The 23,726-nt window shown below is 57.8% G+C and carries 20 protein-coding genes; 15 read left to right on the top strand and 5 right to left on the bottom strand.

Annotated elements, in window-relative coordinates; genetic code table 11:
* Positions 1-125: 125 nt before the first annotated feature.
* The 3 genes from carA to greA all read left to right on the top strand — a co-directional run bounded on the left by carA (position 126) and on the right by greA (position 5,128).
* On the top strand, positions 126-1,289 hold the full coding sequence (gene carA / locus L63ED372_RS07670) for a glutamine-hydrolyzing carbamoyl-phosphate synthase small subunit (protein ID WP_197275338.1): 1,164 nt from the start codon (positions 126-128) through the stop codon (positions 1,287-1,289).
* Positions 1,289-4,549: a carbamoyl-phosphate synthase large subunit gene (gene carB / locus L63ED372_RS07665; protein ID WP_062405009.1), complete on the top strand. Its 3,261-nt coding sequence runs from the start codon at positions 1,289-1,291 to the stop codon at positions 4,547-4,549. Before carA ends, carB begins: the two co-directional genes overlap by 1 nt.
* Positions 4,550-4,651: 102 nt before the next feature.
* The gene (gene greA, locus L63ED372_RS07660) at positions 4,652-5,128 is read left to right on the top strand and encodes a transcription elongation factor GreA (protein ID WP_053176598.1); all 477 of its coding nucleotides are present in this window, start codon (positions 4,652-4,654) and stop codon (positions 5,126-5,128) included.
* A 69-nt stretch (positions 5,129-5,197) separates the two neighbouring features.
* Here greA and L63ED372_RS07655 read toward each other — a convergent pair whose 3' ends face one another.
* Positions 5,198-5,671 carry a YhbY family RNA-binding protein gene (locus tag L63ED372_RS07655; RefSeq protein ID WP_062405007.1) on the bottom strand — a complete coding sequence of 158 codons (474 nt, stop codon included), beginning with the start codon at positions 5,669-5,671 and terminating at the stop codon, positions 5,198-5,200.
* A 31-nt stretch (positions 5,672-5,702) separates the two neighbouring features.
* Between L63ED372_RS07655 and L63ED372_RS07650 the strand changes: the two genes are divergently transcribed.
* From L63ED372_RS07650 to glmM, 4 genes are all read left to right on the top strand, one after another.
* Positions 5,703-6,365, top strand: a complete 663-nt coding sequence (locus L63ED372_RS07650; RefSeq protein ID WP_062405005.1) for an RlmE family RNA methyltransferase — start codon at positions 5,703-5,705, stop codon at positions 6,363-6,365.
* 106 nt (positions 6,366-6,471) lie between these two features.
* Positions 6,472-8,388: an ATP-dependent zinc metalloprotease FtsH gene (gene ftsH / locus L63ED372_RS07645; protein WP_062405003.1), complete on the top strand. Its 1,917-nt coding sequence runs from the start codon at positions 6,472-6,474 to the stop codon at positions 8,386-8,388.
* A gap of 61 nt (positions 8,389-8,449) precedes the next feature.
* Positions 8,450-9,337, top strand: coding sequence for a dihydropteroate synthase (gene folP / locus L63ED372_RS07640; RefSeq protein WP_197275337.1), 888 nt, complete (start codon positions 8,450-8,452; stop codon positions 9,335-9,337).
* 86 nt (positions 9,338-9,423) lie between these two features.
* Positions 9,424-10,752, top strand: a complete 1,329-nt coding sequence (gene glmM / locus L63ED372_RS07635; protein ID WP_062405001.1) for a phosphoglucosamine mutase — start codon at positions 9,424-9,426, stop codon at positions 10,750-10,752.
* A 9-nt stretch (positions 10,753-10,761) separates the two neighbouring features.
* Here glmM and ppsR read toward each other — a convergent pair whose 3' ends face one another.
* Positions 10,762-11,583 (bottom strand): posphoenolpyruvate synthetase regulatory kinase/phosphorylase PpsR, encoded by an 822-nt coding sequence (ppsR, locus tag L63ED372_RS07630; protein ID WP_062404999.1) that lies wholly within the window; start codon positions 11,581-11,583, stop codon positions 10,762-10,764.
* Between the two features lie 145 nt (positions 11,584-11,728).
* On the opposite strand from ppsR, the gene ppsA reads away from it, so the two are divergent.
* The 7 genes from ppsA to dnaB all read left to right on the top strand — a co-directional run bounded on the left by ppsA (position 11,729) and on the right by dnaB (position 19,400).
* Positions 11,729-14,119 (top strand): phosphoenolpyruvate synthase, encoded by a 2,391-nt coding sequence (gene ppsA / locus L63ED372_RS07625; protein ID WP_062404997.1) that lies wholly within the window; start codon positions 11,729-11,731, stop codon positions 14,117-14,119.
* A gap of 32 nt (positions 14,120-14,151) precedes the next feature.
* The gene (locus tag L63ED372_RS07620; RefSeq protein ID WP_062404994.1) at positions 14,152-16,278 is read left to right on the top strand and encodes a VC_2705 family sodium/solute symporter; all 2,127 of its coding nucleotides are present in this window, start codon (positions 14,152-14,154) and stop codon (positions 16,276-16,278) included.
* A 95-nt stretch (positions 16,279-16,373) separates the two neighbouring features.
* The gene (rpsF, locus tag L63ED372_RS07615) at positions 16,374-16,739 is read left to right on the top strand and encodes a 30S ribosomal protein S6 (protein ID WP_062404990.1); all 366 of its coding nucleotides are present in this window, start codon (positions 16,374-16,376) and stop codon (positions 16,737-16,739) included.
* A 17-nt stretch (positions 16,740-16,756) separates the two neighbouring features.
* On the top strand, positions 16,757-17,044 hold the full coding sequence (gene priB / locus L63ED372_RS07610) for a primosomal replication protein N (protein WP_062404988.1): 288 nt from the start codon (positions 16,757-16,759) through the stop codon (positions 17,042-17,044).
* A 15-nt stretch (positions 17,045-17,059) separates the two neighbouring features.
* Positions 17,060-17,341, top strand: a complete 282-nt coding sequence (gene rpsR / locus L63ED372_RS07605) for a 30S ribosomal protein S18 (protein ID WP_062404986.1) — start codon at positions 17,060-17,062, stop codon at positions 17,339-17,341.
* Between the two features lie 11 nt (positions 17,342-17,352).
* The gene (rplI, locus tag L63ED372_RS07600) at positions 17,353-17,805 is read left to right on the top strand and encodes a 50S ribosomal protein L9 (RefSeq protein ID WP_062404984.1); all 453 of its coding nucleotides are present in this window, start codon (positions 17,353-17,355) and stop codon (positions 17,803-17,805) included.
* A 176-nt stretch (positions 17,806-17,981) separates the two neighbouring features.
* Positions 17,982-19,400: a replicative DNA helicase gene (dnaB, locus tag L63ED372_RS07595; protein WP_062404982.1), complete on the top strand. Its 1,419-nt coding sequence runs from the start codon at positions 17,982-17,984 to the stop codon at positions 19,398-19,400.
* Positions 19,401-19,430: 30 nt separating this feature from the next.
* On the opposite strand, the gene L63ED372_RS07590 is transcribed toward dnaB, so the two are convergent.
* The 3 genes from L63ED372_RS07590 to L63ED372_RS07580 all read right to left on the bottom strand — a co-directional run bounded on the left by L63ED372_RS07590 (position 19,431) and on the right by L63ED372_RS07580 (position 22,320).
* Positions 19,431-21,140 (bottom strand): PhoH family protein, encoded by a 1,710-nt coding sequence (locus L63ED372_RS07590; protein WP_062404980.1) that lies wholly within the window; start codon positions 21,138-21,140, stop codon positions 19,431-19,433.
* A gap of 156 nt (positions 21,141-21,296) precedes the next feature.
* The gene (locus L63ED372_RS07585; RefSeq protein WP_062404977.1) at positions 21,297-21,782 is read right to left on the bottom strand and encodes a peroxiredoxin; all 486 of its coding nucleotides are present in this window, start codon (positions 21,780-21,782) and stop codon (positions 21,297-21,299) included.
* Positions 21,783-21,942: 160 nt separating this feature from the next.
* Positions 21,943-22,320 (bottom strand): Mth938-like domain-containing protein, encoded by a 378-nt coding sequence (locus tag L63ED372_RS07580; protein ID WP_062404976.1) that lies wholly within the window; start codon positions 22,318-22,320, stop codon positions 21,943-21,945.
* Positions 22,321-22,442: 122 nt separating this feature from the next.
* Between L63ED372_RS07580 and L63ED372_RS07575 the strand changes: the two genes are divergently transcribed.
* The gene (locus tag L63ED372_RS07575) at positions 22,443-23,684 is read left to right on the top strand and encodes a pyridoxal phosphate-dependent aminotransferase (RefSeq protein ID WP_062404974.1); all 1,242 of its coding nucleotides are present in this window, start codon (positions 22,443-22,445) and stop codon (positions 23,682-23,684) included.
* The last annotated feature ends 42 nt before the right edge of the window (positions 23,685-23,726 follow it).

Genomic DNA, 23,726 nt, shown 5'->3' with positions numbered 1-23,726 from the left:
AGAGGCTTTCCCGCATCAACCTGTACGCCACAGTCCATCATAGGCCCAATCCTCGAACAAGCAGCCAAAAAGAGATATATCTCTGGTGAGTGCTGAGGCGTACCCGAACTATTCCGGAGAACCCAGTGCTTTTGTCTCTTCAGGGAACCTTCCCGCCCGCCATCTTGGCGCTTGCAGACGGCACGGTCTTTATCGGCAATTCGATCGGAGCCACCGGCTCCACCGTCGGCGAAGTGGTGTTCAACACCTCGCTCACCGGCTACCAAGAAATCCTCACCGACCCCAGCTATTGCCAGCAGATCGTCACCCTGACGTACCCGCACATCGGCAATTACGGCGTCAACGTGGAAGACATCGAATCCGACAAAGTCCATGCCGCTGGTCTGATCATCAAAGACTTGCCTTTGGTGGCGAGCAACTTCCGCTCCAGCCAAACCTTGTCGTCCTACCTGGTGGATGCGGGCACAGTGGCCATTGCCAACATCGACACCCGCCAACTGACCCGCATCTTGCGCACCCAGGGTGCCCAAAACGGTGCCATCGTGGGTCTGGCCAAAGGCCAAGCGGTCACCCAAGCGGTGATTGACCAGGCGATTGCCGCAGCCAAGGCGGCCCCCAACATGGCGGGTCTCGATTTGGCGCAAAAAGTCACCGTGGCCCAGCCTTACGACTGGACCCAATCCGAGTGGCAACTGGGTGCCGGTTATGGCACGCAGACCGCCCCCAAGTTCCATGTGGTGGCCTATGACTTCGGTGTGAAGAAAAACATCTTGCGCATGCTGGCTGAGCGCGGCTGCAAAGTCACCGTGGTGCCTGCCAAGACCCCAGCAGCTGAGGTGCTCAAGCACAAGCCTGACGGCATCTTTTTGTCCAACGGTCCTGGTGACCCACAGCCCTGTGACTACGCGATTGTTGCTGCGGCCGAGTTGATCGAAACCGGTATCCCGACATTCGGCATTTGTCTGGGGCACCAGATTATGGCTTTGGCCAGCGGCGCCAAGACCTTCAAGATGAAGTTTGGCCACCACGGCGCGAACCACCCCGTGAAAGACTTGGATTCCGGCCGGGTGTCCATCACCAGCCAAAACCACGGTTTTGCGGTGGACGAAAAATCCTTGCCCGCCAACTTGCGTGCCACCCACGTGTCTTTGTTTGACGGCACCTTACAGGGCTTGGCCCGCACCGACAAGCCCGCATTCTGCTTCCAGGGTCACCCCGAAGCATCGCCTGGCCCCCACGACATTGCTTACCTCTTTGACCGCTTCATCAAGCTGATGGAGAAAAAATAATGCCAAAGCGCACCGACCTAAAAAGCATTCTCATCATTGGCGCAGGCCCGATCATCATTGGTCAGGCCTGTGAGTTCGATTACTCCGGCGTGCAGGCCTGCAAAGCTTTGCGCGAAGAGGGCTACAAAGTCATCCTGATCAACAGCAACCCTGCGACGATCATGACCGACCCGGCCACGGCCGACGTGACCTACATCGAGCCCATCACTTGGCAGACGGTTGAGAAGATCATCGCCAAAGAGCGCCCTGATGCCATCTTGCCCACCATGGGTGGCCAGACCGCGCTCAACTGCGCTTTGGACTTGTGGCACCACGGCGTGCTCGAAAAATACAAAGTCGAGCTGATCGGCGCCACACCCGAAGCCATTGACAAAGCCGAAGACCGTCTGAAGTTCAAGGACGCCATGACCAAGATTGGTCTGGGGTCTGCTCGCTCCGGCATCGCCCACAGCATGGAAGAAGCGTGGGACGTGCAAAAGACTTTGGGCTTCCCCACCGTCATTCGCCCCAGTTTTACCTTGGGCGGCACGGGCGGCGGCATTGCCTACAACCCCGAAGAATTCGAAGTCATTTGCAAGCGCGGTCTGGAGGCTTCGCCCACCACCGAGTTGTTGATCGAAGAATCCTTGCTCGGCTGGAAAGAGTACGAGATGGAAGTGGTGCGCGACAAAGCGGACAACTGCATCATCGTTTGCTCGATCGAAAACTTGGACCCCATGGGTGTGCACACGGGCGACTCCATCACGGTGGCGCCAGCCCAGACGCTGACCGACAAGGAATACCAAATTTTGCGCAACGCCTCTTTGGCCGTTTTGCGCGAAATCGGTGTGGACACGGGCGGCTCGAACGTGCAGTTCTCGATCAACCCCAAAGACGGCCGCATGGTTGTCATTGAGATGAACCCCCGCGTGTCGCGCTCTTCGGCACTGGCTTCCAAAGCGACCGGTTTCCCGATCGCCAAAGTGGCCGCGAAGCTGGCTGTGGGTTACACGCTGGATGAGTTGCGCAACGACATCACGGGCGGTGCCACGCCAGCCTCTTTCGAGCCATCGATCGACTACGTGGTCACCAAGATCCCACGTTTTGCCTTTGAGAAATTCCCGACAGCCGACAGCCGTTTGACCACCCAAATGAAATCGGTGGGCGAGGTGATGGCCATGGGCCGCACCTTCCAAGAGTCCTTCCAGAAAGCCCTGCGCGGCTTGGAAGTGGGCGTGGACGGCATGAACGAAAAAACCCAAGACCGCGAAGTGCTCGAGAAAGAACTGGGCGAGCCCGGACCTGAGCGCATTTGGTACGTGGGGGATGCTTTTGCCATGGGCCTGAGCGTGGACGAGGTGTTTGCCTTGACCAAGATCGATCCTTGGTTCTTGGTGCAGATCGAAGAGATTGTGAAGATCGAGTTGGAACTGGAAACCACCACACTCGAAGCCATCACGGCCGACGAACTCCGTGCGCTCAAAAAGAAGGGTTTCTCGGACCGCCGTTTGGCCAAGCTGCTCAAAACGACCGAGCATGTCGTGCGAGAGCGTCGCCACGCGCTGAACATCCGTCCTGTTTACAAACGCGTGGACACCTGTGCTGCCGAGTTCTCGACCGACACCGCCTACATGTATTCTTGCTATGAGGGCCATGGGAACGGTGAATGCGAAGCTGAACCCACCACCAACAAGAAAATCATGGTTCTGGGTGGCGGTCCTAACCGGATTGGCCAAGGCATCGAGTTCGACTACTGCTGCGTGCATGCTGCCTTGGCCATGCGCGAAGATGGTTACGAAACCATCATGGTCAACTGCAACCCCGAGACCGTGTCGACCGACTACGACACCTCGGACCGTTTGTACTTCGAGCCAGTCACTTTGGAAGATGTGCTTGAAATCGTCGACAAGGAAAAGCCCACGGGTGTCATCGTGCAGTACGGTGGTCAAACGCCTTTGAAGTTGGCGCTGGGCCTGGAAGCCGCGGGCGTCCCCATCATCGGCACCAGCCCCGACATGATCGACGCGGCCGAAGACCGCGAGCGTTTCCAAAAGTTGCTGCAAGACCTCGGTTTGCGCCAGCCCCCGAACGCCACAGCTCGCACCGAAGCCGAGGCTTTGGAAAAAGCCGCCGCCCTGGGTTACCCCTTGGTCGTGCGCCCCAGCTATGTGCTGGGTGGCCGTGCCATGGAAATCGTGCATGAGCAGCGTGACCTGGAGCGCTACATGCGCGAAGCGGTCAAGGTGTCGCACGACTCGCCTGTTCTGCTCGACCGTTTCCTGAACGACGCCATCGAATGCGATGTGGACTGCCTGCGCGACCCCGAAGGCAAGACCTTCATTGGTGGCGTGATGGAACACATCGAACAAGCGGGTGTGCACAGCGGTGACTCGGCTTGCTCTTTGCCGCCATACTCACTGTCGTCCGCCACAGTGGACGAGCTCAAGCGCCAATCGGCCGCCATGGCCGGGGCCTTGAACGTGGTGGGTTTGATGAACGTGCAGTTCGCCATCCAGCATGTGGACGGCCGAGATGTGATCTATGTGCTGGAAGTCAACCCACGTGCATCGCGCACCGTGCCCTATGTCTCTAAAGCCACGGGCATCCAGTTGGCCAAAGTGGCAGCGCGTTGCATGGCAGGCCAGACGCTGGCATCTCAAGGCATCACCAAAGAAGTCACCCCGCCTTATTTCAGCGTGAAAGAAGCGGTGTTCCCGTTCGTGAAGTTCCCAGGCGTCGATACGATTCTCGGCCCCGAGATGAAGTCCACAGGCGAAGTCATGGGCGTGGGCAAAACCTTTGGCGAAGCATTTGTGAAGAGCCAAATGGGCGCTGGCACCAAGTTGCCACGTCCCACCAAAGCCGATGGCACGCCTTCGGGCAAGGTGTTCATCTCGGTGAAAAACAACGACAAGGCGCGTGCCATCGAAGTGGCACGCCAGTTGGTGGCCCAGGGCTTTGAGCTGGTGGCGACCAAGGGCACAGCCGCTGCCATTGAGGCTGCGGGTGTGGCCTGTGCCACCGTGAACAAAGTGACCGAAGGCCGCCCGCACATCGTTGACATGATCAAAAACAACGAAGTTGTACTGGTCATCAACACGGTCGAAGAGCGACGCAATGCCATTGCCGACTCGCGCCACATCCGCACCTCGGCCTTGCTCAACCGCGTGACCACCTTCACAACCATCGCAGGCGCGGAAGCGGCTGTGGAGGGCATGAAGTACATGGACCAGCTGGACGTGATTTCCGTCCAGGAAATGCACGCGCAACTGTTGGCCTGAAGCCTGGTCTGTTGTTCTGCACTCCCCAAAGGGTGCAAGGCATAATGTTGTGATTGACCGCCGAGTTCCAAAACTCGGCGGTTTGCTTTTGGAGAACCGAACATGTCAACCATCCCGATCACCAAACGTGGTGCTGAAAAACTCAAGGACGAGTTGCACCGCCTCAAAACGGTAGACCGCCCCGGCGTGATCCAGGCCATTGCCGAAGCGCGTGCCCAGGGCGACCTGAGTGAGAACGCCGAATACGATGCGGCCAAAGACCGTCAGGGCTTCATTGAAGGCCGGATTCAGGAAATCGAAGGCAAGCTGTCGGCCGCACAGATCATCGACCCTGCTTCGGTGGATGCGGGCGGCCGCGTTGTCTTTGGCACCACCGTCGAGTTGGAAGACGAGAGCTCAGGTGAGGCCGTGACCTACCAAATCGTGGGTGAGGACGAGGCCGATTTGAAGCTGGGCTTGATCAACATTAGCAGCCCCATTGCACGCGCCTTGATCGGCAAGGAAGAGGGCGATGTGGCCGAAGTGCAGGCGCCTGGAGGCGTGCGCCGCTACGAAATCGTGGGCGTGTCCTACGTTTGAGCCAATACAAAGGCCGCTGTTCAGCGGCCTGTGTGGTGAGTGCCAGCCCGCAAGCGGGCGGTTCGCATTTCAGTCGTGGCGGCCTTTTTTGACCGATTTTTGCTTGGGCTTGGCCCGCTTGATCTGTCCGCCAGCGGCCAGGCGTTGGTTGCCCAGCACACGAACGGTTTTGACTTCTGGGCGTTGGCCGCCGCGTGAGCTGTATTTGAGGATCTTGAAGTCGCGAGGACCGGCTTTGCGGTCATCGTCGTGCTCTTTGACTTTTTCGGGCTGTGGACGCCAAAGGATCAGCAGTTTGCCAATGTGCTGGATGGGCGCGGCGCTGAGTTGATCGGCCAGTTGCGCGAACATGGCATCGCGAGCAGCGCGGTCATCGCCCAGCACGCGGATCTTGATCAGGCCGTGGGCGTTCAGGGCCGCTTCGGTTTCCTTGATGACGGCAGGGGTCAGGCCATCGCCGCCGATCATGACGACCGGATCCAGGTGATGGGCATCGGCGCGAAAAACTTTGCGCTCGGCAGGTGTGAGTTGTATTTGGGGCATCCCCGTATTATCCCCGCAAGGACGCAAAAGAATGAAAGTCAAAACCAAAAGTAAAAAGGTCAACAAAGCGTGGTTGAACGACCATGTGAATGACACCTACGTGAAACTGGCCCTGAAAGAGGGTTACCGGGCGAGGGCGGCTTACAAACTCAAGGAAATCGACGAGACCCTGGGCCTGATTCGGCCTGGCCACTTGGTGGTGGACTTGGGCTCTGCTCCCGGCGCATGGAGCCAGTATTTGCGCCGCCGTTTGTCACCCGACGGTGCGGCCGTGGGCGAACTCAACGGCTGCATCATTGCGCTCGACATCCTGCCCATGGAGCCGGTGGAAGGGGTCCAATTCATTCAGGGGGATTTCCGCGAAAACGAGGTAGCCGCCCTGCTGGAGGCGGCCTTGCAGGGGCGTCAGGCCGATGTGGTCGTGTCCGACATGGCCCCCAATTTGTCGGGCATTGAATCGTCCGATGCGGCCCGGGTCCAGCATTTGATCGAGCTGGCCGTGGAATTCGCCCAAAATCACATGAAGCCCCAGGGCGCTTTGGTGGTCAAGGTCTTTCACGGCAGTGGCTACAGCCAGATCGTCAAGATGTTCAAGGAGACCTTCAAGGTGGTCAAGCCCATCAAGCCCAAATCCTCGCGTGACAAATCGTCGGAGACTTTTTTGGTAGGTGTGGGGCTGATTCATGGGGCTTGAAACCTTAATTCCCAGCTTTTCGAGGGCCAAAACCCCTGAAGGGTGTCGACAGGGCTTCTGGCAGGCCTAAAATGATGACAGTTATTTTTTTCGATTGGAGTCTCTCTTGAATAACCCTTGGTTTTCCAAAATTGCCGTCTGGATGGTGATTGCCATGGTGTTGTTCACCTTGTTCAAGCAATTTGACAACCGTGGTGTCGCTGGTGCGAACGCCATTGGTTATTCTGATTTTTTGGAAGAGGTGCGCAGCAACAGGATCAAGAGCGCCACGATTTCCGAAAGCCCCGGGGGCACTGAAATCTTGGCCATCACCAACGATGACCGCCGCATCAAGACCACGGCCACTTACCTGGATCGCGGCTTGGTGGGCGACCTGATCAGCAGCGGCATCAAGTTCGATGTCAAACCGCGTGAAGAAGGTTCCTTGCTCATGACCTTGTTGGTCAGCTGGGGCCCCATGTTGTTGCTGATTGGTGTCTGGGTGTACTTCATGCGCCAGATGCAAGGCGGCGGCAAGGGCGGGGCGTTCAGCTTTGGCAAGTCCAAGGCCCGCATGATGGACGAGAACAACAACAACACCACGTTTGCGGATGTGGCCGGTTGTGACGAAGCCAAGGAAGAAGTCAAAGAAGTGGTCGACTTCCTGAAGGACCCTCAGCGCTTCCAGAAATTGGGCGGTCGCATTCCACGCGGTTTGTTGTTGGTGGGGCCTCCCGGAACCGGTAAAACCCTGCTGGCCAAAAGCATTGCTGGCGAAGCCAAAGTGCCGTTTTTCAGCATTTCGGGTTCTGACTTTGTCGAGATGTTTGTGGGTGTGGGTGCTTCCCGTGTTCGCGACATGTTTGAAAACGCCAAAAAGAACGCGCCTTGCATCATTTTCATTGACGAAATTGACGCGGTGGGTCGCCAGCGTGGTGCAGGCCTGGGCGGCGGTAACGATGAACGCGAGCAAACCCTCAACCAGATGCTGGTTGAGATGGATGGTTTTGAAACCAATCTGGGTGTGATCGTTGTGGCGGCCACCAACCGTCCTGACATCCTGGACGCCGCCTTGTTGCGCCCCGGCCGTTTTGACCGTCAGGTTTATGTGACCTTGCCCGACATCCGTGGTCGTGAGCAAATCCTGAACGTGCACATGCGCAAAGTGCCGATTGGCCAAGACGTGAACGCGGCGGTGATCGCTCGCGGCACGCCCGGCATGAGCGGTGCCGATTTGGCCAACCTGTGCAACGAAGCGGCTTTGATGGCCGCCCGCCGCAACGCCCGTGTGGTGGAGATGGTCGACTTCGAAAAAGCCAAGGACAAGATACTGATGGGCCCCGAGCGCAAAAGCATGGTCATGCCCGAGGAAGAGCGCCGCAACACGGCCTACCACGAAGCGGGTCATGCCCTCATCGGCCATTTGCTGCCCAAGTGCGATCCGGTGCACAAGGTCACCATCATTCCCCGTGGCCGAGCCCTGGGCGTGACGATGAGCTTGCCCGAGAAGGACCGCTACAGCTACGACAAAGAGTTCATGCTCAACCAAATCAGCATGCTGTTTGGTGGGCGGATTGCCGAAGAGGTCTTCATGAACCAGATGACCACCGGTGCCAGCAACGACTTCGAGCGGGCCACCTCCATTGCACGAGACATGGTCATGCGTTATGGCATGACCGATGCCCTTGGGCCGATGGTGTATGCCGAGAACGAAGGCGAAGTGTTCTTGGGGCGCTCGGTCACCAAAACCACCAACATGAGCGAGTCCACCATGCAAAAGGTGGATTTGGAAGTGCGCCGCATCATCGATGAGCAGTACAGTCTCGCACGTCGTTTGATTGAGGAACACAGTGCCCAGATGCACGCCATGGCAAAGGCCTTGCTCGAGTGGGAAACCATCGACAAAGAGCAGATCGCCGACATCATGGCGGGCCGTGATCCATTGCCGCCCAAGGACTGGACACCCCGCACACCACCCACGGGTGGCGGTCAGGGCGGCGGGACACCTTCGGTTCAACCGGAACCTGCCACCACAGCGGCTTGATCTACCAAGCGCTGTTCAATCAACGGGGCCCTCTGGCCCCGTTTTTCATGGAAATCAGCAGATGGTCGCTCGTCTTCACCGCCCCCATACCCCTTTGCGTTGGCAAACCACACGTTTTGATTTGGACCTGTCTCGGCCCAAAATCATGGGCATCGTCAACCTGACGCCAGACTCTTTTTCCGATGGCGGGCAATGCTTTGACACCACTGCTGCATTGCGCCATGCGGAGCAACTGCTGCATGATGGCGCCGATATTCTGGATGTGGGTGCCGAGTCCACACGTCCGGGCGCTGAAGTGGTCCCACTGGCACAGGAGTTGTCCCGGCTGGCGCCTTTTTTGCATGAAGTGGTGCGTTGGCAGGTCCCCATCTCAGTGGACACGTACAAGCCCGAAGTGATGCAAGCCGTGCTGGATGGTGGCGTGGACATCATCAACGATGTATGGGCCTTGCGCCAACCGGGGGCTGAGCAGGTGGTGGCCGCCCATCCAGGCTGCGGGGTGTGCCTGATGCACATGCACCGTGACCCACAGACCATGCAAACCGAACCCATGACGGGCGATGTCTTGAGTGCTGTGGAAACTTTTTTGCGGGAGCGTCTGGACACACTGCTGAGCTTGGGCGTGTCTTCGTCCCGATTGGTGGTGGATCCCGGCATCGGTTTTGGCAAAACCGTGGCCCAAAATTTCCAATTGCTCGCGTTCCAGGCCGATCTGCTGGGTTTGGGCTGTCCTGTTTTGGCGGGATGGTCCCGAAAGTCGGCCTTGGGTGCCGTGCTCGCCCGTGATGGGCAGGGCCCAGCGCCTGCACAGCGGCAAGTGGCCAGTGTTGCGGCAGCACTTTTGGCGCTTGAGCGTGGGGCTTCGGTGGTGCGGGTGCACGATGTCAAAGCAACCGCCGAGGCCATCCAGATTTGGCTCGCCATGCATCAGCACGCGGGAGCGCGATGAGCCACAAAGTGACTGATGGGCACAGTGATCAGCGTCGGGTTGAAGGGATAAAATCCACACCCTTATCAAAAAAATCAGGAATTTCCATGGCGCGGCAATATTTCGGCACAGATGGCATCCGTGGCACCGTGGGTCAAAGCCCCATCACGCCCGATTTCATTTTGCGTTTGGCGCATGCTGTTGGCCGGGTGTTGAAGACACAGGAAGCCCACCCGACCGTGTTGATTGGCAAAGACACCCGCATCTCAGGCTACATGCTCGAAAGTGCACTGGAGTCGGGTTTTAACTCTGCGGGTGTCGATGTGGTGTTGCTCGGGCCAGTTCCCACACCTGCGGTGGCCTACTTGACCCGCGCACAACGTGCATCCTTGGGGGTGGTGATCAGCGCGAGCCACAACCCGTTTGCCGACAATGGCATCAAGTTCTTCAACGCCCAAGGCAAAAAGCTGTCGGATGCCTGGGAAGAAGCTGTGGAAGCTGCTTTGCTGGAAGACCCCGTCTGGGTGGATTCTGCTGCTTTGGGCAAAACCCGGCGTTTGGACGATGCAGCAGGCAGGTACATTGAGTTTTGCAAAAGCACTTTCTCGAACGATCTGACCCTCAAGGGCCTGAAGATCGTGGTGGATGCAGCGCATGGCGCTGCTTATCAAATCGCGCCCAAAGTGTTTCATGAACTGGGTGCGGAGGTCATTGCCATCGGTTGTTCTCCCGATGGTCTGAACATCAACAAAGGCGTGGGGGCCACCCATCCTGAAGCCTTGGTCCAAGCAGTCAAAGAACACCGGGCTGATTACGGCATTGCCCTGGATGGGGATGCCGACCGCCTGCAGTTTGTGGACGCGACCGGGCGACTTTTTAATGGCGATGAGTTGCTGTACTTGATGGTTGCGGACCGCTTAGCCCGTGATGAAGCTGTGCCAGGAGCTGTCGGCACTTTGATGACCAACTTGGCGGTGGAAGTGGCGCTCAAGCAGCGCGGCGTCCAGTTTGTTCGGGCCAAAGTGGGTGACCGGTATGTGCTGGAGGTGTTGCACGACAAAGGCTGGCTTCTGGGCGGTGAGGGTTCGGGCCACTTGCTGGCCCTGGACAAGCACACCACTGGTGACGGCCTGGTCAGTGCCCTGCAGGTTTTGCAGGCCTGTGTGGGCAGCGGCCAGACCATGGCGCAGTTGCTGGAGGGCATCACGTTGTTCCCCCAAACCCTGATCAATGTGCGCTTGAAGCCCGGTTTCGACTGGCAAGGCCACCAGCCTTTGTGGGACGCCACGCGTGCCGCAGAGGCCGAGTTGGCCGATTCGGGGCGGGTGTTGATTCGGGCCAGTGGGACGGAGCCACTGGTTCGTGTCATGGTCGAAGCTCGGGATGCCAACCAGGCCAGAGCGTGCGCTGAACGCATCGCTGCCACTTTGGCTTGAGGCACCTCTTCAGTAAATCAAGCGCTCAGGCTTGATTTCCTGAAGGATGGTGGTGGCGATCTCTTCGATCGACTTGGTCGTGGTCGACAGCCAGCGGATGCCTGAGCGGCGCATCATGGCTTCGGCTTCTGAGACTTCCATGCGGCAGTTTTCAATGCTGGCGTAACGTGAATTGGGCCTGCGCTCGGCGCGGATCTCGGCCAATCGGTCCGGGTGGATGCTCAGACCAAAGATTTTTGTGCGGTGCGGCACCAAGGCAGGCGGCAATTGCCTGCGGTCAAAATCTTCTGGAATCAGGGGGTAGTTGGCTGCTTTGAGGCCGTGCTGCATGGCCAGGTACAAACTGGTCGGGGTTTTGCCGCTTCGGCTGACACCCACCAAGATCACATCGGCCGATTCCAAATCCCGGTTGGACTGGCCATCGTCATGCGCCAGCGAAAAATTGATGGCTTCGATGCGGTCGTGGTATTCCTTGCTTTTGCTGACATCCGAAAACCGACCGACTCGGTGGTGCGACTTGATGCCGAGCTCGGCTTCCAGAGGGTTGACGAAGGTGCCAAACATGTCGAGCAACATGCCCTGGCAGTGTTCTTGCAGTACCTTGAGCACGTCCATGTTCACCAAGGTGGTGAACACAATGGGTTTGGTTCCCTCTGTTTCTGCGGTGTGGTTGATCTGCCGGACCGCTTGGTGTGCTTTGTCGATGGTGTCGGTGAAGGGCAATCGCACATGGCGTGACTTCATGTCGAACTGGGCAAGAATGGCGTTGCCAAAAGTCTCGGCAGTGATGCCGGTGCCGTCAGAGACGAAAAATACAGTGCGTTTGGGCATGCTTGTAATTTATTTCAAATGGCGAGGTCAACAAGACCCCTAAAATCAGTCAATTATCCACAGCTGTTCGCTTGGGGTTCCATCAAAAGAACAACACAACCCTGACCTGCGCTCTGGAGCCCGGTTTTAACTTTGGAGCTTTAGCATGTCTGATCTTTTCAGTGAGACCGCCCTGGTCGTTCCCTTCGAGCTTTTGCGCATGACCGACGTCGAGTCGGTCGGTGGCAAAAATGCCAGCTTGGGGGAGATGATTTCCCAGCTGCCTTCCGGCGTTCGGGTGCCCACGGGCTTTGCCACCACCGCCCACGCTTTTCGCCAGTTTTTGGCGTTTGGTGGCCTGACCGAGCGCATCAACGCGCGTTTGGACGCACTGGACACTGAAGATGTGCGTGCCTTGGCCGCTGCCGGGGCCGAAATCCGGGCCATGGTCGAAGCCCAGCCTTTCCCAGCCGATCTGGAACAAGCCATTCGAGAAGCCTTTGTACGCCTGCAAGGCAGTAACCCGGAGGCTTCGTTTGCGGTGCGCTCATCCGCTACGGCCGAAGACTTGCCGGACGCTTCTTTCGCAGGTCAACAAGAAACCTTCTTGAATGTGGTCGGCATCGAGGACGTGTTGCACAAAATGAAGGAGGTGTTCGCCTCCCTTTACAACGACCGCGCCATCAGCTACCGCGTGCACAAGGGTTTTGCCCACGCCGACGTGGCCTTGTCCGCGGGCGTGCAGCGCATGGTGCGCTCCGATTTGGGCGCGGCGGGTGTCATGTTCACCATCGACACCGAGTCGGGTTTTGAAGACGTGGTGTTCATCACCTCCAGCTACGGCCTGGGTGAAACGGTGGTGCAGGGCGCGGTGAACCCAGACGAGTTCTATGTGCACAAACCCATGCTGGCCGCGGGCAAGCGCAGCGTGATCCGCCGCAATCTGGGCTCCAAGCTCATCGAGATGGTTTTCGCCACCCCAGAAGAAAAAGCCGCCTCGGGCAAGCTGGTCAAAACCACCGATGTGCCCACCGAACTGCGCAACCGCTACAGCCTGACCGATGACGAGGTCGAGCAACTGGCCCGCTACGCGGTGGTGATCGAGCAGCATTACGGCCGCCCCATGGACATCGAATGGGGCAAAGACGGCACCGACGGTTTGCTCTACATATTGCAAGCTCGCCCTGAAACCGTGAAAAGCCAGGCCAAAGGCACGCCTGAGTTGCGTTACAAGCTCAAAGGCAAAAGCACCATCTTGGCCGAGGGCCGTGCGATTGGTCAAAAGATCGGCACAGGCCCGGTGCGCTTGGTGCACAACATCAGCGAGATGGACAAGGTCCAGCCCGGCGATGTGCTGGTGACCGACATGACGGACCCAAACTGGGAGCCGGTGATGAAGCGCGCGAGCGCCATCGTCACCAATCGGGGCGGACGCACTTGCCATGCCGCCATCATTGCCCGTGAATTGGGCATTCCGGCGGTGGTGGGTTGCGGTAACGCCACCGAGCAACTGACCGAAGGCACCCTGGTCACCGTCAGTTGTGCAGAGGGCGATACCGGCCACATTTACGACGGTTTGCTGGAGACCGAGATCAGCGAGATTCAGCGCGGCGTGCTGCCCGAGATCAAAACCAAAATCATGATGAACGTGGGCAACCCTCAGTTGGCTTTTGACTTTGCCCAGTTGCCCAACGCCGGCGTAGGCTTAGCCCGTCTGGAATTCATCATCAACAACAACATCGGTGTGCACCCCAAGGCCATTTTGGATTACCCCGCCATCGATGCCGACTTGAAGAAAGCTGTTGAATCGGTAGCCCGTGGCCATGCATCGCCACGAGCCTTCTATGTCGACAAGGTCGCCGAAGGCGTGGCCAGCATCGCCGCCGCTTTCTGGCCCAAGCCGGTCATCGTGCGTTTGTCCGACTTCAAGAGCAATGAATACCGCAAACTGATCGGCGGCAGCCGATATGAACCGGAAGAAGAAAACCCGATGCTGGGTTTCCGAGGCGCTGCGCGTTACATCAGCGCAGATTTTGGCGAAGCCTTTGCCATGGAATGCGAAGCCCTCAAACGGGTGCGCGGCGAGATGGGCCTGACCAACGTGCAGATCATGGTGCCTTTTGTGCGCACCTTGGGGCAAGCCAAAAAGGTCACCCAGCTGCTCGCCAGCCAAGGCCTGCGTCGAGGGGAAGCGGGTCTCAAAGTGATCATGATGTGCGAGGTGCCCAGCAACGCTATTCTGGCCGAGCAGTTCCTCGAGTTCTTCGATGGCTTCTCGATTGGCTCGAATGACCTGACGCAGCTGACTTTGGGCCTGGACCGCGACTCGGGCATGGAGTTGCTGGCCGCTGATTTTGACGAGCGCGATCCGGCGGTCACGGCCTTGATCTCGCAAGCCATCCAAGCCTGCTTGGCTCAGGGCAAATACATCGGCATTTGTGGCCAAGGCCCCTCGGACCATCCGGACTTTGCGCATTGGTTGATGGACCAGGGCATCAGCTCGATCTCGCTGAACCCGGACACCGTCATCGAGACTTGGACCAATCTGGGACGCTGAGCCTGCGGCCAACACATGATCAGGACCCTGCGATGAGCCAACCCGTGGATGTCGCCATGTCTTCGGCTTACCGCTGGCGACTGCACCGCAATGTTCTGATTTATGTGGGTTTTCTGCTGAGTTTGATCGTGGCCATGGCTTGGGCCGAGCGCTCAGGCCTGTCCCGGAACCTGATCGGACCGATCTTTCTGTTCAGCACGGTCATGATCTATGCACTGATCGGGATCGCGGCGAGAACCACGGACGAGGACGAGTATTACGTGGCTGGACGCCGCATCCCGGCCATGTACAACGGCATGGCCACGGCGGCCGACTGGATGAGTGCGGCCTCCTTCATCAGTCTGGCGGGAGCGCTGTACCTGCAAGGCTTTTCCGGCAGCGGCAACCAGCCCGGCGGCCTGGCTTATGTGATGGGGTGGACGGGTGGGTTTTGCCTCGTGGCCTTGTTGATTGCGCCTCAATTGCGTGCCATGCGCTTGTACACCTTGCCTGATTACTTCGATCAGCGTTATGGCGGTCGCTGGCCACGCGTGATTGCGGCGCTGGCTTCGGTGCTGTGTTCGTTCACGTATGTGGTGGCCCAGATCTACGGCATCGGCCTGATCGCTTCGCGTCTGACCGGTGTGCAGTTTGAAATCGGCATCTTGTTGGGTTTGGGCGGTGTTTTGCTGTGTTCGTTTTTGGGTGGGATGCGGGCCATCACTTGGACCCAGGTGGCCCAGTACATCATGCTGCTGCTGGCCTTTCTCATTCCGGTGTCTTGGTTGGCCTACAAACAATTGGGCAATCCTGTCGCACCATTGGCCTATGGCGCACAGCTGTCGGCCATTGCCAGCATCGAAAAACGTTTGATGGACGACCCGGCCGAGTTGGAAGTGCGCCGCGAATACGCCCAAAGGGCCAAAATTTACGCTTCACGCTTGCAGGATGTGGACGCGGCCATGGTGGATTTGCGCCAGGAGTTGGAAGAAAAAATCCGCCTGCTCAAAGCGCAAGGTGCCGACTTTGCCACCATTGCCCAGGTGCGCCGTGAGCTGCTGGCTGTGCCGCACGAAGCCTCAGCTGCTCGCGAGTTATGGACCCGCGCGATGCACGACAACCTGGAGCGGGCGCGGCCTTTGGGGGGCATGCCGCCGCACGCACAGGCTTTCACCGGGGAGCCGGATGGTGGGCTGGCCCAAGAAAAACTGTTCAACGAGTCGCGCCTGAATTTCATGGCCCTTGTGTTTTGCTTGATGATTGGCACGGCAGGTTTGCCGCATTTGTTGACCCGCTTTTACACTTCGCCCTCGGTGGCCGAAACGCGCAGCTCCGTGGCTTGGTCCTTGTTTTTCATCGGCCTCATTTACCTGAGCGTGCCTGCCTTGGCGGTGCTGGTGAAGTTCGAGGTCCTCAACACCTTGGTGGGCAGCCGTTTTGCCGAATTGCCCAGCTGGATGGCGCAATGGGCCCGTTTGGATTCGGCTTTGCTGGAGTTCTCGGACATCAACGGCGACGGTATTTTGCAATTGGGTGAGCTCAAGCTCGGTGCGGACATGATCATGTTGGCCACACCCGAGTTGGGCGGGATGCCGTTCGTGGTGTCCGGCTTGGTCGCCGCCGGGGGGCTGGCCGCTGCTTTGTCGACCGCCGATGGTTTGCTGTTGACCATCAGCAACGCCTTGGTGCGCGACATGCGACCCAATGGCGTCAAAGGCCCCAAGTCCTCGGAGGGTCGGGTGATCCTGTCCAAGTTCGCTTTGCTGGCCGTGGCCATGCTGGCGGCGGTGGTGGCCGCCTTCAAGCCCGCAGAAATTCTGGCCTTGGTGTCGGCTTCATTTTCGCTGGCCGCCTCGGCATTCTTTCCGGGCATGGTGTTGGGCATGGCCTGGTCGCGGGTACATCGTCCGGCCGTGGTATTGGGCATGCTGGCCGGTTTGGGTGTGACCATCTATTACATGGTGGTCAATGCCCCTGGTTTCCGTCATTTTTGGGAGTTGGACCCTTATGGCGGCTTGTGGTGGGGTATACAGCCCTTGTCTGCAGGTGTGTTTGGCGTCCCTGTGGGTTTTGCAGCCATGGTCCTTGCCACCTGGCTGATCCCTCAGCGCCTGATCAGCCAAAACCAGCGTGCTCAGACTTCAGCGGCGGGCCCGTCCAACAGCTATCCGGGACTGTGATCTTCAGGCTATAATCTGAAGCTTCGCCTTGCTGCACCTCGTCAGACGCTGGGGGCAGCTATTCCAACCATTTGGGTTAACCTCAAGGAGTCTCAATGCGTCATTACGAAATCATTTTGCTGATCCACCCCGATCAGTCTGAACAAGTGCCAGCCATGCTGGAGCGCTACAAAGGCATGATCACTGCCGGCGGTGGCAGCATCCACCGTGTGGAAGACTGGGGTCGCCGCCAGTTGGCTTACCAAATTAACAAGCTGGGCAAAGCCCACTACCTGTGCGTGAACATCGAAGCCGACCAAGCGGTCATGGCTGAACTCGAACATGCCTTCAAGTTCAACGACGCTGTGTTGCGTCACCTCACGGTGCTGAAGAAAAAAGCCGAAACAGGTCCTTCATCCATGATGAAGACTGTCGAGCGCGAAGAAGCCCGCAAGTCCCAACAAGCCGAATTCGCCGCTTGATACCGACTTGTTGAGGAGTGAACCGTACCGAACTTATAGCTTGTATTGCCGAGCAAAGCGCTTTGCGATACACCCCCGCTGGTTTGCCTGCTCTTGATTTGATTCTGGAGCATGCCTCTGAAGTTCAAGAGGTCGGGCAAATGCGCAAAGTCCAGTTGAAGCTTCGTGCCTTGGCCATTGGGTCTTTGGCCGAAAGACTGGGTCAGCAAGCGGTTGGCAGTGTTTGGACGTTCCGAGGCTTTTTGGCCACCCCTCGACAAGGCAAAAGTGTCGTGTTGCACATTCAAGAGTTTCAGCAAGATTAATTCCAGGAGGCCCTCATGGCCACGTTCAAAAAATTCAACAAAGACAAGCGCCCCAAGCGCAATACCCAGTCCCTGCTGTTCAAGCGCAAGCGTTTCTGCCGTTTCACAGTCACTGGCGTCGAAGAAATCGACTACAAAGATGTCGACACCCTGCGTGACTTCATTGCCGAAAATGGCAAGATCATTCCTGCACGTCTGACTGGCACACGCGCCATTTTCCAGCGTCAGCTCAACACAGCCATCAAGCGCGCACGCATCTTGGCTTTGTTGCCCTACACCGACCAGCATAAAGTCTAAGGAGTACAACCATGCAAATCATCCTGCTCGAGAAGGTTGTGAACCTGGGTAATCTGGGCGATATCGTCAAAGTCAAAGACGGCTACGCTCGCAACTTCCTGATCCCCCAAGGCCGCGCACGCCGTGCGACCGAAGCCAACAAGGCCGAGTTTGAAGCTCGCCGTGTTGAACTGGAAAAAGCCGCAGCTGCCAAGCTGGCCGATGCGCAAACCCAAGGCCAAAAGCTCGCTGGCTTGGTGGTCAAGTTGTCGCAAAAAGCGGGTGTGGATGGCCGTTTGTTCGGTTCCGTCACCAACCATGACATCTGCGAAGAGCTGAACAAACAAGGCTACAAGCTGGTCAAGTCCCAGATCCGCATGCCCCATGGCCCCATCAAAGTGGTGAGCGATTCCACCGTGTCGGTGGCCTTGCACACCGATGTGGTGGTGGACGTGACCGTGACGGTTTACGGCGAAACAGCCTGATCCGCACTGCGTTCTGAAAAGCCGCCGGGCCTTGCGCTTGGCGGCTTTTTTCATTGGGGCTCATGTCTTCTGAATTTTTACAGAGCTGAGCACCGGATGCACAGAGCTTATCCACAGCGTTATCCCAAGCCCGCCGCATTTTTGCGACTACCATGGCCTTTTGAGGTTCTGCAACCATGTCCGCCGTTTTTTCCCCTTCCTTGAACGCCTTCCCACCCGAACTGTCTGGCGACAGCCAAGTGGCCAATCTGCGTGTGCCGCCCCATTCAATTGAAGCCGAGTCCAGTGTTCTGGGAGGTCTGTTGCTGGACAACGGTGCTTGGGACCGTGTCGGGGATTTGCTGGTCGACAACGACTTTTACCGCCATGAACACAAGCTGATTTATGCAGCCATCGGGGCGCTGATTAACGCTTCCAAGCCTGCCGACGTCATCACTGTGAACGAGCAGTTGCAGAACCAAGGCAAGGCCGATGAAATGGGCGGCTTGGGTTACCTGAACTCCTTGGCACAGTACGTGCCTAGCGCCAGCAACATTCGCCGCTATGCCGAGATCGTGCGCGAGCGCTCGATCCTGCGCAAACTGGTGTCCGCCAGCGATGAAATCGCAACGAATGCCTTTAACCCACAAGGCAAGGCGATTGACAGAATTTTGGACGAGGCCGAGCAAAAGATCTTCAACATTGGTGAAGAAGGCTCGCGCATGAAGCAGGGTTTTCAGTCGATGGACACCCTGGTGGTGGAGTTGCTCGACCGCGTGCAGGAGATGGCCGACAACCCCAACGACATCACAGGGGTGCCCACTGGTTTTTACGATCTGGACCGCATGACATCCGGCCTGCAGCCGGGTGACATGGTGGTGTTGGCGGCGCGTCCTTCGATGGGTAAAACGGCCTTTGCCATCAACATTGCCGAGCATGTGGCCTTGAACGAAGGTTTGCCGGTGGCGGTGTTCTCCATGGAAATGGGAGCTTCGCAATTGGCGGTGCGTGTGGTGGGCTCGATCGGCCGCATCGACCAGGGCCATTTACGCACAGGCAAGCTCAGTGACGACGAGTGGCCTCGCCTGACCGAGGCGATTGAGAAGCTGCGCACGGTGTCTTTGCACATCGACGAAACGCCGGGCCTCACGCCCTCGGAGTTGCGGGCGAATGCCCGTCGCTTGGCACGGCAGTGCGGCAAGCTCGGCTTGATTGTGGTGGACTATTTGCAGCTGATGAGTGGCTCGGGCGGCTCGGGCGGTGACAACCGCGCCACCGAGTTAGGCGAGATTTCACGGGGCCTGAAAATGCTGGCCAAAGAGCTGCAGTGCCCCGTGATTGCCTTGTCACAGCTGAACCGAAGCGTGGAGCAGCGCACCGACAAACGCCCCATGATGAGCGACTTGCGAGAGTCCGGCGCCATCGAGCAGGATGCGGACATCATCATGTTCATTTATCGAGACGATTACTACAACAAGGATTCCAAAGATCCCGGTGTGGCGGAAATCATCATCGGTAAGCAACGTAACGGCCCCACAGGCACGGTCCGGCTCACTTTCTTGAAAAACCTGACCCGTTTTGAAAGCCTGGCCTCAGGCCTCAGCGACGATTACTGAGGCCTGTCGGCTGGACTGCCCGATCCGGACTTAAAGCGCTTCGCTGGCAAAATCGGCCAGGCGCGATCGCTCACCACGCGCGAGGGTGATGTGCCCCCCATGTGCCCAGCCCTTGAAACGGTCGACCGCATAGGTCAAGCCAGAAGAGCCCTCGGTCAAGTAAGGCGTGTCGATCTGGGCAAGGTTACCCATGCAGATGATCTTGGTGCCCGGGCCTGCGCGGGTGATCAGCGTTTTCATCTGCTTGGGAGTTAAGTTTTGGGCCTCGTCGATGATCACGTACTTGTTCATGAAAGTGCGACCGCGCATGAAGTTCATGCTCTTGATCTTGATGCGGCTCTTGATCAGCTCGTTGGTTGCGGCACGGCCCCATTCACCGGCATTACCGCCGTCGCCTTTGGCCAAAAATTCCAGGTTGTCGTCCAGTGCGCCCATCCAGGGGCCCATTTTTTCTTCTTCGGTGCCTGGTAAAAAGCCGATGTCTTCGCCCACGCTCACGGTGGCGCGGGTCATGATGATCTCGGTGTAGCGGCGATCGTCCAGCACTTGGGTCAGGCCTGCAGCCAAGGCCATCAGGGTTTTGCCCGTGCCTGCTGTGCCTGCCAGCGTGACAAAGTCGACGTCTGGATCGGTCAGCAAGTTCATCGCAAAGTTTTGCTCCCGGTTGCGTGTGGTGACGCCCCAGACCGCATTCTTTTGGTGGGTGAAGTCCTTGAGGGTGCGCAACACCGCTGTCTTGCCCCGGATTTCGGTCACACGGGCATACAGACTGGGTTCTCCGGGGGCCTCGAAATAGACAAACTGGTTCATGAACAAACTGGGCACGATCGGACCTGAAATCCGATAGAAGGTGTGAGCCCCTTGCTGCCAGCTTTCCACGGTTTTGCCATGTTTGGTCCAGAAATCCTGGGGCAAGGCCATGGAGCCCGGGTAAAGCAAGTCGCCATCTTCCAGGGTTTTGTCGTTTTGGTAGTCCTCCGCCTGAAGCCCCAGTGCACGGGCCTTGACGCGCATGTTGATGTCTTTGGAGACCAACACCACATCTCGAGGCGCATGGAGCAGCCCCAGCGCTTTGACCACGCCCAGGATCTGGTTGTCGGCCTTACCCTGAGGCAATGCCAAAGGCAGGCTCAGATCAAGCGCCTGGGTTTGGAAAAACAATTGACCCATCGCATCGGTGTGGCCCGTGGCGCTCAAGGGTGAGCCTTTACCTAGGTCTGCACCTTGCGCCGAGGCCAAGGTGTCCAGCGAGCGGCTGGCTTGGCGTGCATTGCGTGCGACCTCGGTCATGCCTTTTTTGTGGCCATCGAGTTCTTCCAGCACGATCATGGGCAAGAAAACATCGTGCTCTTCAAAGCGGAAGAGACTCATGGGGTCGTGCATCAGCACATTGGTATCGAGCACAAAGAGCTTGCTCGGGCCGCTGCGCCGCTTGGTTCGGGCAGGAGCGGATTTGCTGACCTCACGGGCGGCTCCGGCCGATGAAGGGCTGGACTCGTGCTGAGGTTTGCCTGCAGTCACTTGTATGGCCACTGTGTTTGTGGGCGCCAAGGGTTGGGCTTCATTTTTACGTGCACGGGCAGGGCGCTTGGCCATGGGGGCTTCGGGTGTCTCGCTCGTCAAACTCCGTTTGGTTTCAATTTGCACCATGGCGGGGGCATCGGAATGTTCCTCGCTGCTTTCAAAGGCTTTGTGGGTCAAGCGGCTGGCGCGATGGGTGGGAGCGGGTGGCAATGGCATGAGCGAAGGCCTCTTGAGGATTGAAAAATTCGAACTCGATAAAACAAAAAGCCGCCAGGAGACCCGGGCGGCTTGAAGGAGAGTGTGTGGCAGGGCTGCTTTGCAACATCATGAAATCATTATGCACGAGCCCTGTGACACCACAGGCTGGGCAAATCAAGCCACGGCAGCGGCTTTTTTCAGGTCCTTGACAGCCTGAAGAACTTCTTCGACATGACCCGGCACTTTCAGGCCGCGCCACTCTTGCTTGAGGGTACCGTCGGGACCGATCAGGAAGGTGCTGCGCTCGATGCCTTTGACCTTTTTGCCGTACATGATCTTGTTTTTGACCACACCAAACATGTGGCACATTTTTTCTTCGGTGTCGGCGATCAATTCGAAGGGCAACTCCAGCTTGGCTTTGAAGTCGTCGTGCGATTTCATGTTGTCGCGGGACACACCCAGCACCAAGGCGCCCGCTTTCACGAAATCTTTGTATTTGTCGCGAAACTGCATGGCTTCGGTGGTGCAGCCGGGGGTGTTGTCTTTGGGGTAGAAAAACAAAACAACGGTTTGGCCAATGTGGGAGACGTTCGAAACTTTCAGACCGCTGGTGGCGTTGGCTTCAAATTCGGGGAGGGGTTTGTTCAGAACGATCGCCATGGAACTTTATCTCGCTTGACTGGTTGAGCGGGTGCCACCAATAACTGGTGTCAGATTCGCTAAAGGCCGTTGGCCTCGACAACCTGCTATTTTACTCTGAACAGAGAAGGGTATTTGCTCAGGATCTTGGCACAAAAAACGATCCGAAAGAATGCATGCTTTAGGACTCGATCAAAAGCAAGGCCACCACTTTGCGTCCTTCACTGGCCAAGATGTTGTAGGTGCGACATGCCGCAGCAGTGTCCATGGTTTCTACCCCTACGCCACGGGTGATCAAGTCCTGCAGCCATTGGGGCTTGGCAAAACGGAGTTTATGCCCGCTGCCGAACAAGATGAGCTCGGCCCCGCTTTGGGCCCACGGGCTGAAGTCGCTGGCGCTCAGGGCCTCAAAGTGGCCCGTGGCCCAAGCCGCTGGCGGCACATCGGGCAGGCTGCTCACGAACAAGGACTGTTCATGCCGCACGCCGTTGACTTCGATCCAGGCCCGGTCATAAGCGTTGATGGTCGGCGCATTGGATTTGTCGGGCTGGAGTTTCATGGGGAGGTCAAAGTGGGGGAAAGCGCAATTAGAGGCCAAGCTCTGAAAACTGCGCTTGTGGGGCACAAGAAATGTGGTCAAATTATAGGTTTTCCCTCATCCACACTGCCTTTGGAGGCACTTTGAAGACCATCCAGAAATCTGCCAAGCTCGCCAACGTTTGTTATGACATCCGGGGGCCCATCATGGACCGAGCGCGTCAGATGGAAGAGGATGGCCACAAGATCATCAAACTGAACATCGGCAACTTGGCTGTTTTTGGTTTTGATGCGCCTGAAGAAATCCAGCAGGACATGATCCGCAACCTGCCCAACTCGGCGGGTTACTCGGACAGCAAAGGTATTTTTGCGGCCCGCAAAGCGGTGATGCACGAGACCCAAAAACAAGGCATTTTGGGCGTCACCTTGGACGACATTTACCTGGGCAATGGCGCCAGCGAATTGATCGTCATGGCAACCAACGGTTTGCTGGATGATGGCGACGAGTTGCTCTTGCCGTCGCCCGATTACCCGCTTTGGACAGCGGCGGCCAGTTTGTCGGGCGGCACGCCTGTGCATTACCGCTGCGAAGAGTCGAACGGCTGGATGCCCGATTTGGACGACATCCGTGCCAAGGTCACACCCCGCACCAAGGGCATTGTGGTCATCAACCCCAACAACCCCACGGGTGCTTTGTACAGCGATGCCTTGCTGGAGGGCATCGTGGCCATTGCCCGTGAGCATGGCTTGGTGATTTTTGCCGATGAGGTGTACGACAAGGTCTTGTACGACGGCGTCAAGCACACGCCACTGGCCAGCTTGTCGCAAGACGTGCTGACCCTGACTTTCAACTCCTTGTCCAAAAGCTACCGCTCCTGCGGTTACCGTGCAGGCTGGATGGTGATTTCGGGCGACAAGAAAGCGGCCCGCGATTACATCGAAGGCCTGAACATGCTCTCCAACATGCGTTTGTGTGCCAACGTGCCGGGCCAGTGGGCCATTCAGACGGCACTGGGCGGCCACCAAAGCATCAATGAACTGGTGGGTGAGGGCGGTCGCTTGCGCAAGCAGCGCGACTTGGCCCACCAATTGATCACGGCCATACCTGGCGTCAGTTGCGTGAAGCCCCGCGCGGCCTTGTACATGTTTCCCAAGCTGGATCCGAAGATCTATCCGGTGCAAGATGACCAGGACTTTTTCTTGCAACTGCTGGAAGAAACCAAGGTCATGCTGGTTCAGGGTACGGGTTTCAATTGGCCTGATCCCGACCACTTCAGGATTGTGTTCCTGCCGCATGAGGATGATTTGAGAGAGGCGATTGGTCGCGTGGCGAGATTTTTGGAAAGCACCCGCAAACGACTGGGCACCGACAAATTGGTGGCCTGATTTTTTTGAGAAATGCCCGGCACTGCCGGGCGCAACGTTAAA

It is taken from the genome of Limnohabitans sp. 63ED37-2, assembly GCF_001412535.1.
GTDB lineage: Bacteria > Pseudomonadota > Gammaproteobacteria > Burkholderiales > Burkholderiaceae_C > Limnohabitans_A.
This window is presented reverse-complemented; position numbering and strand designations above follow the sequence as displayed.